Origin of the sequence: Treponema sp. OMZ 790 (assembly GCF_024181285.1) — a bacterium.
Lineage (GTDB): Bacteria > Spirochaetota > Spirochaetia > Treponematales > Treponemataceae > Treponema_B.
This window is the reverse complement of the sequence record NZ_CP051201.1, coordinates 1,359,453-1,371,161: the sequence shown is the minus strand read 5'-3', so window position 1 is coordinate 1,371,161 and position 11,709 is coordinate 1,359,453. Positions and strand designations below refer to the sequence as shown.

At 36.9% G+C, this 11,709-nt stretch carries 10 protein-coding genes; all 10 read left to right on the top strand.

The annotated features are described in order from the left end of the window. Nucleotides 1–42: 42 nt before the first annotated feature. The 10 genes from E4O01_RS06670 (at nt 43) to E4O01_RS06625 (ending at nt 11,702) form a co-directional block, all read left to right on the top strand. Nucleotides 43–531 (top strand): divergent PAP2 family protein, encoded by a 489-nt coding sequence (locus E4O01_RS06670; protein WP_253695001.1) that lies wholly within the window; start codon nt 43–45, stop codon nt 529–531. 4 nt (nt 532–535) lie between these two features. Continuing rightward, nucleotides 536–1,993: a hypothetical protein gene (locus E4O01_RS06665; protein ID WP_253695000.1), complete on the top strand. Its 1,458-nt coding sequence runs from the start codon at nt 536–538 to the stop codon at nt 1,991–1,993. Continuing rightward, nucleotides 1,990–3,276 carry an SLBB domain-containing protein gene (locus tag E4O01_RS06660; protein ID WP_253694999.1) on the top strand — a complete coding sequence of 429 codons (1,287 nt, stop codon included), beginning with the start codon at nt 1,990–1,992 and terminating at the stop codon, nt 3,274–3,276. Before E4O01_RS06665 ends, E4O01_RS06660 begins: the two co-directional genes overlap by 4 nt. Beyond that, a complete protein-coding gene (locus E4O01_RS06655; RefSeq protein WP_253694998.1) occupies nt 3,273–4,307 on the top strand; it encodes an RnfABCDGE type electron transport complex subunit D in 1,035 nt (344 codons plus the stop codon). The genes E4O01_RS06660 and E4O01_RS06655 overlap by 4 nt, the downstream gene beginning before the upstream one ends. After that, complete coding sequence (locus E4O01_RS06650) at nt 4,300–4,797, top strand: hypothetical protein (RefSeq protein ID WP_253694997.1); 498 nt, start codon at nt 4,300–4,302, stop codon at nt 4,795–4,797. Before E4O01_RS06655 ends, E4O01_RS06650 begins: the two co-directional genes overlap by 8 nt. After that, nucleotides 4,798–5,397 carry a hypothetical protein gene (locus E4O01_RS06645; RefSeq protein ID WP_253694996.1) on the top strand — a complete coding sequence of 200 codons (600 nt, stop codon included), beginning with the start codon at nt 4,798–4,800 and terminating at the stop codon, nt 5,395–5,397. It abuts the gene before it with no gap. Next, nucleotides 5,394–5,942: a hypothetical protein gene (locus tag E4O01_RS06640; RefSeq protein WP_253694995.1), complete on the top strand. Its 549-nt coding sequence runs from the start codon at nt 5,394–5,396 to the stop codon at nt 5,940–5,942. The genes E4O01_RS06645 and E4O01_RS06640 overlap by 4 nt, the downstream gene beginning before the upstream one ends. A 99-nt stretch (nt 5,943–6,041) precedes the next feature. Further along, the gene (locus E4O01_RS06635) at nt 6,042–7,955 is read left to right on the top strand and encodes an alpha-amylase/4-alpha-glucanotransferase domain-containing protein (RefSeq protein ID WP_253694994.1); all 1,914 of its coding nucleotides are present in this window, start codon (nt 6,042–6,044) and stop codon (nt 7,953–7,955) included. Nucleotides 7,956–8,362: 407 nt separating this feature from the next. Further along, nucleotides 8,363–9,505, top strand: coding sequence for a nucleotide-binding protein (locus tag E4O01_RS06630; protein WP_253694993.1), 1,143 nt, complete (start codon nt 8,363–8,365; stop codon nt 9,503–9,505). A gap of 10 nt (nt 9,506–9,515) precedes the next feature. Then, nucleotides 9,516–11,702 carry a FapA family protein gene (locus E4O01_RS06625; protein WP_253694992.1) on the top strand — a complete coding sequence of 729 codons (2,187 nt, stop codon included), beginning with the start codon at nt 9,516–9,518 and terminating at the stop codon, nt 11,700–11,702. Nucleotides 11,703–11,709: the final 7 nt, after the last annotated feature.

The following is an 11,709-nucleotide window of genomic DNA, read 5'->3' as shown; positions in this document are numbered from 1 at the left end:
TACAGACTTGACAAAAGAGCTATTTTGTAGAGAATTAGTAATATGTTGGAAACGATGTATAAAATGCAGTGGCGCCTGTTTTTTTCTAATCCGATTTTTTTATCTGCGATAACCAGCTGGATGATGAGTCAGATTATAAAAACTATTTTTGCATTATTCAATGCCTCAATAAAAACCCCTCTTGATTTTGTCGAGCTGGTATTTTGGAGAACCGGAGGAATGCCTTCAAGTCATTCTGCTCTTGTGGCTTCTTTAACCGTAAGCATAGGCATAAGACAGGGCTTTGACTCGGATTTCTTTATTTTTGCATGTTTTATGGCTCTTATAGTCATAAGGGATGCTGTGGGTGTTAGAAGATCCAGCGGGTTACAGGCTAAGGCTTTAAATGACCTTGGTGCAAAATTTGCCGAAAAAAATAGAGACTACAGCTTTAAGGCTGTCCGTGAAATTCAGGGGCATAAACCCGTTGAAGCCGTTGCCGGAATAATTTTGGGTATCATCACTTCAATATTATTTGCTTATTTTGGATAAAGTTATGAATCAAGCTAAAAAGTATGTATTCGGCCTTGATATTACGGCCGGTTTTTTATTGATTATCTCTTTTTTTCTTTTAATCTTTGTTCCTGTAAGTTCAAAATCTACATTGTGGAAGGCTTACCGTATATTGTTTTTACCGATGGAGGTTGATGAAGCGGAAATTTTACATGCGGCTGAGGAAAACGGTATTACCGGTATTATTTCTTCTCAGACGATTGAAAACCGTTTTGCCGATTTGGAAGAACAAGGATATACGGGATTTCCCTTTACCGATAAAGAAAGATATGCTCAGTGGTTTATAAACGATCAAGAAAATATCAGATATATGTATATTCCTTCAGAAAAGACTATAACAAATGATTTTTTCAACTTTTTAAAACGAAATACCGAATATTTTTTTATTGAAAATAATTCTCCTTTTTCGACGTTTCAATTTTGTGCTGCTGCAATCTTTTTTGCCGTATCATTTTTTTATACAAGCCGCAAAAAAAATTATTTTACATCAGCTTTTCCATTTGTTCTTTATGCAGCATTTCAGAGAGGAATTTTGGCTTTGTCATCTTCAATCCTGATTATGTACACTCTTGCTTTTTGGGCGGAAGCAATAGGTTCCTCTTTAAAATTTACAAGAGAACAGCTTTTATCCAGAGTAAAAAAGAACCCTCTTTTAGTATTTTTTCCGTTTGTTGCCTTGATAATTGCAAAATTCAACAGTAATATTTCTTTGGTTCTATTTGCCTTCGCAGTTTTAGCTTCTGCATCCCTTACTTATATCAGCGAAAGAGTGAGTTTTTTGGTTGAAAAGAAGATAGATACACAAAAGGTTCATAAGACCATAAGGGCCTATGTAATGAATCCCGAATCGGTTGCAAAATTTTGGCATACAAAACATCTGTTTATTGTTTCTTCTTGTGCCGTTTGTTTTATTATTTTTTCGGCAATGTTTTTATATTTCAGTTTTAATAAAACTATCAAGGCTTATCAAAACACCCTATATCTGCCTGTACCTGAGGCATCGGTTCGGATTCCGGGCTTTTCCAAGACGGCTTTTGATGAATTAAAAAAGATACGGACAGGCGATGAGCTTCCCGATTTGGGAAACTTGATTTCAGATGCGTGGAATGCAAAGGTTATCCCATTTACACGCTTTGATTTTTCTTCGCAGGAAAAAGACAGGGTTAGTTTCAGTGATTTTTCCGTAGATGAAAAAGGCGTGGTAACCGAAAAAGACGGCCTTATATTTAATTTGGATGATGATTTTATACGGAGCGTTATATCGTTCAGGACCAGCCCGTCTATCGAAGACTTGCTTTACAGTCAGGGGTGTTTTATAACAGCCTCTTATGCGCCTAAAAAATTTCCGCTTAACCGTTATAATACGGCAGCTTTGCTTGTTGCCCTTGTTTCGGCTATAATGCCGTTAATGATTATATTATTGAGAGTGTTTGAAAAATGACAGAATTTTTAAGATTTAAACGGGGTAAAGAGATTTTGGAATATCCTAAATTGCAGGCTTCGTTTGAAGGAAATGCTTTTTTGCCTCAAAGGGCTTTTATACCGATAGCTTTTGATGCAAAAAATCAGCCTCAGATCCTTGTTATGAAGGGAGAAACCGTTAAAGAAGGCCAGATTATAGCCCGTACCGAAGATCCTTTTTCTGTGGGCATATATTCTTCCATACCCGGAATATTGTATGATTTTGTTGACTTTACCCTCCCTGACGGAAAGCTCATTCATACTGCTGCCGTAAAACTCGAGGGTTCTTTTGATATTTTGGGACGTCCATCGGCTGATTATCCGTGGAGAACGTCTTCACAATCGGAAATTATCAGAGCGATCGGTTATTCCGGTATTTTAAATACGGCTAATATGCCGGCAGTGCCCCTTGTTTATCAGATAAGGGAATCTTTAAAAAAAGGTAATACCGAAATATTTATAAATCTTTTTGACAAAGATCCTTCATCGGGCATCGATTCAATTTTATTTGATATTTTTTTTACGGAAGTTGCCGAGGGCTTGGGAATAATGGCCAAGATACTCAATGCCGTTTCAGTTACCTGTATTCATAAATTGTGTAAAAACGATCTTTACAAGTTAGAAAAAATATCGGAAACTTGTGAACCGCTTTGTAAGGTAAAATTTGTAAATGCCTCAACCGATTATCCTTTTATTCACAATAATTATTTTGCAAAGAAAGAAAATCCCTTTTTAATAGATGTACCCACGGCCATGTATACGTATGAGGTTGTAAAGACCAATAATCCTATTACTTCAGTTTATGTTCTCATAACAGGTAAAGCGGTTAATGAGCATAAGGTATTAAAAGTTAAAATCGGAACTCCTATAGGAAACCTGATAGAAGAATGCGGCGGTTTTAAAAGTATGCCTGCACAAATCATTTTAAATGGGCTTATCGGAGGTTTATCGGCCGATAGTTTGGATATTCCGGTAACAAGCACTTTAAAATCAATTCATATTCCCGGAAAAGACGGCATAAAAAAATCCGCTTCGGAAAATTGCATAAATTGCGGTTTGTGTTTTAGTTCTTGTCCGCTTTATTTGGAACCCAAGAAAATTGTGAGGGCTATTGAAAAAGAAGATTTTAATACCGATATTGTAAAACAAATAGAAATTTGCGGCGGATGTTCTTGTTGTTCTGCCTGCTGTCCGTCAAGGATTCCTCTATGCTCCATTATTTTAAATGCTGCACAAAAAATTAAAAAAGGAAGTTTTGTATGAGATCTTATTCGAATCAGTCTTTAACGGCAGCTCCCTTTGTATATACCCGTCTGCCTGTATTTGGAATGCACATAGCCGTTCTTTCTCTTTTGAGCATCCAAATTTTAATTCTTATAATAACTGCCGATTTTTATGCTCTTTTAAATATTTTAATTGCCGTTTTGGGTGTATTGGCGGTAGAAAATGTAATTACATATTCGAATTCGTCCAAATTTAATCTATCCCTTGAAACGATAATTTCAGGTCTGCTGATTGGTTTTTTTATGCCGACGGGAATAGGTTTTATTTTTGTTTTTATTTTAAGCGCTTTTTCAGTGTTTATAGTAAAAATCGCTTTCGGCGGTACAGGACGTAATTGGATAAACCCTGTTGCCCTTGCCGTATGTATTGCATATATTTCCCGTCCGGAAGCCTTTCCGCCGCTGATTTCCGGCTTTTCTCTTTTAAGCGAGAAGGGGAGTTTTTTTGCAGTAATGGAAGCAAACGGACTTGTAAAGCTTAAAACAGATTTTACTATAACCTCAGCTCTTAATTCTCTTTTATTGCACAGCGTGGGAGTGACTCTTCCCGAAGGTTATATAAGTCTTTTTTTAAATTCTACGTCTTCGATACCGGCTTTCCGCTATAATATAATTACATTGATTTCGTCAATAATATTATTTTCGATCAGGGTTGCGGATTATATTCTTCCGGCTGCTTTTTTGGCATCCTACGCTCTTTTGGTATGGGCTTTCGGAATGGTTCCTGTTTCAAATGCTTATTTTGCCGGCGATATATTGTCAGCCGTTTTAACGGGAGGCGTTTTATTTACCTCCTTTTTTGTTATGAATGAGCCTGCATCTTCTCCTAAAACCAAATACGGAAAAGCTATGGGCGGAATTTTTACAGGTATTTGCGCCTTTTTTATATGCGGCCATGGAGCATCTCCGGCAGGAATTTTCTTTGCCGTAATTCTCTGTAATATTATTTCTCCGCTTATCGAAATACTTGAAATAAAAATACAGGCTAAAAAAAGGAAACTTTATGAATAATTCCAATATAGAAAAAATAAAAAAATACGCCTTACTTTTTGCTTTTTTTATTGCATCAGGTTTGTTGCTTTGGGGAAGCAGTTATCTGGTTTCGGGACTTAAGCAAGATGCTTATTTACAGGACGCCGAGTACATTCTAAAAAATTCTCCTTTATGTTCACATTATTCAAACATAAAAGTTGTAAAACCCGTCGCGCCTTCTTCTTTAAACATGAATTTTTGCAATGCCGTTTTTGAAGTAAGGGTTGGAGATAAGAAAGGCTATGCAGCTTTTATAAATATGAGCGGAAAATACGGAATGTATCAGGGGTTGTTTTTATATTCAAAAAGCGGGGGATTTGACCAAAGCTTTTTTTGCGGTTTGTGCGGACAGATTTCGGATAAACCGGCTATGTATTACGGAATAACGCCTCTGACTATAAATATTTGTGCAAAGAAGCTCGATAAAGCCTTTCGGCAAGCTGAATTAAACGGTAAGGGGGAAAAATAAATGGCGGCAAATAAAAAATTAATTGTGTTTATTTTTGGTTTATGTCCCATAATTCCGGCATCTTCAAATTTTGCTTACGGTATAGTTTTAGCCGTTATATTGTGGGTTGTCTTTTTTTTGGGGCTTTTAGGAAGTTATGTTGCAAAACTCATGGATATAAACCGCTTTGAGTATATTTTTGTAAGCGTATTTATGATTACGGGTACGGCTTTGGTAAATTCTTTATTGGAAGGCATATTGCCCATAGTGCACGGACCCATTCGGGTATATACTTATATATTGACATTTTCGTACATTATCTTTTTAGGCTTAAAACAGTATTATGAAGATTCCGAGTCTCTGGATATACCTATATGGTATTCTGCTCTAATTTTGGTTTTATCGGCTTTGAGGGAGTTTTTTGCTTTCGGTTCAATTTCGTTTCCCGTATCATCGGGTTTTTTATCCCTTCATCTGCCTTATTTTTCGGCTCACCCTGCATTCCGTTTTTTGGGAACTACAGCCGGAGCTTTTATACTCCTTGGTCTTATAATATGGATTTATTTTTCCGTCACAAAAGAGTCGCCGAATATTAACTTGAGAGAAAGGGGGGAAGAATGAGCCTTATTTTATTTTATACTTTCGTATCTTCAATAGTCTTTGTATACGGAATAGGTTTGGAATGTATTTATGTATATCTTGCAAACCCGAAAAAGCTATATTTCGTTTTACTTAAAAACATAGTTACAGTATTTATATCCGTCAGCCTCACTTGGGCCTTATGCCGGTATGTTTTAAATCCTTTAAAAGTTCATTTTTTGCTTCCGGTGCTCACAATAGTTTTTTTGGAATTTTCTAATCTGCTTATTAAGCTTGTATTGCCCAAATTTGCCGATTTAAAGCCTGAAGAAAAGATTTTCAGCTGGGGTTTGGTATTTTTTTGTCTCTATCAATCCTCCTCGTTTTTTGAATGTGCTGCTTTAATCTTTTCGGCTGCTTTAAGTCTTCTTGTATTTTTATTTATTTTGACTGCCATAAAAAGAAAGGTAGATGCAAATGAACCTTTTAATGAATGGAAAAAGGCTTCTCTCTTTTTGATAAGTATGGGTTTGATGCTGTCGGCTTTTTATCTTACCGATTTGTCGCCTTTTTTTCAGTTTTTTTAATTTTAAAAATAAATACCGTAATAAAAAAACGGTTCAGGATTGACAAGGCCGGGCTTATAATTTATAATTGAGGCATTGTAAAAATGTAAAGGGGTTTTTGTGGAAAAAAACAGTAAAAAAAAACTGGAGATATGTTTTGCCGTTCATGCCGACTATAATATAATTGACGAGTTTTCAAAAGAAGACTATACCCAGGATTATAAAGATTTTTTCTCGAATTTATATGCTTCTCCCTCTATTCCTTTTACGCTGGCCTTAAGCGGCAGGTTTTTGGAGTGGATACAGCGTAAAAATCCCTCTTTTTTTGATGTTATTTATGAGATGCATAACAGAAAACAGGTAGAAATTCTCGCAAATGCCTTTTATGAACCCTTTGTTTCGATGATACCCTCGTCGGACCTGATAGGTCAAATAGAGTACATGACCGATACTTTACGCAAGCATTCATATAAAAGACCCCGCGGAATGTATCTTCCTTATTTCGCATGGAATCCCAATGTTCTTTCCAATCTTCAAAAATGCGGAATTGAATATTGTTTGCTTGACTCCCGCTTTTTTAGTAAAGCCGGTTTAAATGCCTTTGTTCCGGTTTGTATGGAAGATGGGGGAAAAATTTTATTCGGCATTCCTTCTACTTATGAATTTGAAAATACCGATATGAGCCCTGCAGCCTTCTATGATTTTTTATGCAGTCATGCAAGTGTCATAACCGAGACAAGTGTTGTAGTTTTTTTGTCGAGAGATACTGCAGTCCGCTTTTTTGATAGATCGAAGGGAAAAAAATCGTGGATGGATGAATTTTTTGAACGTATCTCCTTGCCCGATTCGGTTATTTCTTTAAACCATGCAGGACAAATTCTTAAAAATAAGAAGATATATCAAAAAGGTTTTATACCGTCAAACGCAATATTTTCAAATCAGCTTGTAAATACTTCGGTAAAACAGCTTTTGGCTAATAAACCCAATGTTTATGCCATGTATGCAAAGATGATTTACGTACACAGCCTTGTAAATCAGGTGCGGGGAGATAAGGCCCGTAAAAACAATTCTTTATTGTATTTGTGGAAGGCCGAAAGCGGTATTCTTTTTAACCTTGATTCAAAACATGAAAAATATAACAGAGATTTGCGGCATTATTGTTACCGTAATTTACTTTTAGCCGAGAAACAGACAAGGGTGCCGGGGATATTCGCCGATTCCTTAACAAGTTTGGATTTTGATCTGGATGGAGTAAAAGATTTTATTTCTCAACGGGAACATCTTAACATGTATGTTCACGCATTGGGCGGAAGAATTTGTGAACTGGATGTGTTTTCTGCCTATAAAAACTATGCCGATATATGTTCCGAAGAGACAGGTTTATTTATAGATCATCTTATATCTTCCGATGAGCTTGAAACAATAAAAAAAGGTGATTTTAAGTCGGCTATTGCAAAACCTGTCTTTTGTGAAAATCTTTATCAAGATATAAAATGCGACAGACTTAAATTCGAACTTCTGATGAAAACCGAAGGAAGTTTCCGCAGTTTTAATCAATTGGTCTCCCTGCGTAAACAGTATATCTTCAATGATCAGGGCGTTCAGGTTCAATATATTCTTAAAAATGAAAGCCCATTTAATCTTTCTGCTTATTTTATGGTCGAGCTGGACATATCCGTAAGTCCTACAGAAAAAAAACTTCCCGGCGTTACCGTTTGTGCTGATGATCAAAAATATGAAGCCTCGCAAACAAAAAATATCTTTTCGAATGTATCATGGATTCAAATAGATGAACCTGAAGGAAAAACCGTCTTTAATATAGAATCAAATGAAGGGGCCGAGTGTATTATTCTTCCCATATACGAAAAAATTTCGGATGCAAAGAATCCTATAATGGGTTTAAGAAATCTTTTTTATTGGAAGGTCGATTTAAATTCGGGTTTTGAAACGGAAAAACTTCTTTTCTTTAAAGCTGATGCAAAAAAACAGGAAAAGAAAAATAAAGTTCCTATCCCTCTTGACCGCAAGGCTTGAGTTACGTAAACTGTAAGTATGAGACGCATTTTGCCTTATATACTTTATGTATCAGCATTGGCAATAGAAATAATAAAAGTTCTCTTATTTACTTATATCGAAAAGGAACAGCCTTGGCCTTTGAGTATTGTTGACTGGGCTTGTTTTGTATTTTTATGTACACCGGCAGTGTTTTTCTTTTTGCTGCTTCACGGTGAAAAAGAATTTCATCTGCTTTTAAGGATGATAGCTTTCATTAAATTTTTGTCGATTATTGCGTCTTGGTTTTTTTTGATAAAAACTGCAAGTTTTGTGAGCCTGACGGATTGGACGGCTGATATGTTTATTTTACAGACTCGAACAACAAGGTTATTTTTGTATATTGATACTGTAATATTAATTTTATGCTTAAAAAGGGAGAGATCTTTATGCAAATAATTCCCATTGCCAGCGGAAAGGGCGGTGTAGGTAAAAGTCTTATAGCGGCAAACCTTGCAATTGCATTGGGGCAGGCAGGTAAGAAGGTTGTATTGGCTGACCTAGATTTGGGAGCTTCAAATCTTCACTTGGTTTTAGGCGTACAAGGGCGTAAAAACGGCATCGGTACTTTTTTGACAAAGGCCGCAGAATTTAAAGACATAATAGTAGAAACCGAATATGAAAATGTCAGATTTGTTCCGGGAGACTCCGAGATTCCGGGGTTTGCCGCATTAAAAATATATCAGCGTAATTCTTTGGTAAAAGAGCTTTTAAAGATGGAAGCCGATTTTTTGGTTTTGGATTTAGGAGCCGGAACCCATTTGGGTATTTTGGACTTTTTCTTGATGTCTCCTCAAGGAATTATAATTACATCTCCTTCTGTAACATCAACTCTGGATGCTTATGTTTTCTTAAAGAATATCGTATTTAGAATGATGTGCTCTTCATTCCCGGCAAAATCCAAGGGAGGAGCTTTTTTTGAAAGACTTAAAAATGATGTTCCCGGTATGCAGCGTCTTTATATTCCTACAATTACCGAAGAACTTATGTCCATTGATCCTGAAAATACCAAAAAGTTTTTAAGCAAATTTTCTCATTTTAAACCCCGCATTATAATGAACATGATGGATGACCCCAAGGATGCGGAAAAAGCCATGAAGATACGGCGTTCCGCAAAACAGTATCTAAATATCGATCTTGAACATTTAGGCGTAATATATACGGACGCCGTTCAAGATAAGGCACTCGCTTCAAGACTGCCTGTAATAAGATATAAACCTCAGTCGATGATTTCTCAGGCTATATACCGCATAGCCGATAAACTTATTCAATCCGAAGCCGAAAATTATAATGGAGAAGATTTTCAGGAATTTTCGGATTATTCTTTTATGTCGGCCGAAGCTGAGGCTGAAACGGATTTTAAATCCAAAATGGAATATCTGGATGATTTGATAGGAGGAGAGGTGTTATCATCGGGTGAAATGAGCGAAATTATAAAATCGCAACAATTTGAAATTAATGTGCTTCGAAATGAGAATTTACTGTTAAAAACAAAAATAGCAAAGGCTCTTAAACAGGGTTTTAAAGTATAGGAAAAAGTGTATGGAAAATAAATCGTGGACTTTAAAGAAAAATAACAGCGGTAAGTGGTTTTTAACCTTCACTGAGCTCCTTGAGTCTGAAAATTGCCCTTCAGCGGACGATATATATCTTCAGGCAAAAAAAAACGGTATAAAAAGCTCTTCTCTTGTAAGTAAAAACACCATTGAAAATTATTTAAAAAAACATACAGGCTCGGGTATAGAACCTGTTCCTCTAGCCCTTGAGCTTGATCCTAACTTTGATGCAAGAATAACTACCAATAACGATAAGACAGCGGCCTATCTTTATGTACGAAAAGCCGCTGATTCTGCGAATGATGTCGATATGTCCACAATCAGCCGCCTTTTTCAACGAAGTAATATTGCAAATATCGATACTGCAAAAATAAAAGAGGGTTTAAGCGATTTTGTAAATTCTTCTGAGATGGAATTTTCCATGCAGATTGCCGAAGGTTCGCCTCCAAAAAGAGGTCCGGATAAAAAGCTTATAACTCATTTTGAGCAAGTTCCGGATCATGAGGTACAGCGTTTGGCAGACCGCTTAAAACGGCCGGATTTACGTACTGCGGATGTGGAAAATCCCACAGCCGATCAAGATTATCCTCTTTCAGAGGCCGAAACTCTGACTGTTGTCGAAAAAGGCGATCTTATTTATGAGGTTGAAGATGCCGGCCTGGGCGAAGCCGGCGTTGATGTATACGGTCAGGCCATTCCGGGGCTTCCGGGAAACGATCCTTTTTTCTTGGATTTAAGAAACATAGTGCAAAACCATTCCGAACTGCGCGCAGGAGTAACAGGGCTTCTTTTGATTGCAAATACCGATCGAGGTTTGAAAATCCGCATAGTTCCATACAGAGATGCAAAGGTAAGGGCTGTTATAAGCCGTGACAAGATGGAGGCCTCTCTTATCTTGCAGTCGGGGCTTGGTGCAGGTGAGAGGCTTTCGATAATAGGCGTAAAGACTGCCTTAAATGAGGTCAACTTACTTGATTCGGTTTCGGAAGATAGAATAAACGAAATCATAGAATCGGCCAGAAAAGTAAATGATGAATGTGAGTTTGTCATATTAAGCGGAACTCCTCCTATTGCACCCGACTCCTATAAACTTGAATGGGCTGTAGATTTTAATGAAGAACTTCACACCGCAACTGTCGAAAAAGATGCTCTTATATTGACAGCTCGTCTTATGCCTAAGGGAGAAAAGGGTAAAAATGTTTTTGGAGAAACCATTGATCCCAAAAATGCAGAGCCTTCAGACATTCCTGCTAATGATGAAACGGTAAAAGTTACTGAAGAAAAACACGTCATCAAATTTTTTGCAGCAGAATCCGGAGAGCTTTCTTTATTCAATAATGCTCTTTCAATTTCGTCTCTTAAAACAATTCAAAACGACATAGATCCGAAATTCGGCGATATAAGTTTTCCCGGTAATCTTATAATTACGGGAGATATTAAAGACGATGTGCGGGTAAAATCGAAGGGTAAGTTGACTATTACCGGTACGGTCGAAAAAGCTTTAATATATTCCGAAGATTCTCTTATATTAAACGGCGGTATAAACGGAAAAGGACGCGGTACAGCTTGGGCTAAAGATAAAACCAATCTTCAATATGCAGAAAATGCGCGGGTTTTTTCAGGCGGAGATATAAGCATAGCCTCATATTGTTTTAAGTGTTTGGTAAAGACAAACGGCACGGTTTATTTGACCGGAAGTCCCGGTGTATTGCTCGGCGGAAGTATTCATGCTGCAAAAGGCGTATCCGTCCATGATTTGGGCGCCGAAAAAACCTTAAGAACCATTATTTCGTTCGGACAAGATTATTTAATTAAGGATGAGATTGAAGTCCGCGAAAAAGAAATGGAAGCTAATAATATTGAGCTTGAAAAGATTGAAAAAGACTTACAGGGAAATCCTCCGGATGTCGATGCCCTGCGTCAAAAGAAAGTTAAACTTTTAAAACGGAACAGTGCTCTTACGGTACGTATATTTAACTTAAAAGAAAACTTTGAATTTCACATTCCTTCAAAAATAAAGGTTACAGGCTCGGTTTACCCCGGAGTAGTTCTCGAAAGTCACGGCCGTTATTTTGAAGTTATGGAAACTCATCACAATGTCTTTTTTGAATTTGATGAAAAGACGGGACAAATTATATGTTCACCTATTAAAGAAGTCGAATTAGATCAATAAGGGGTTT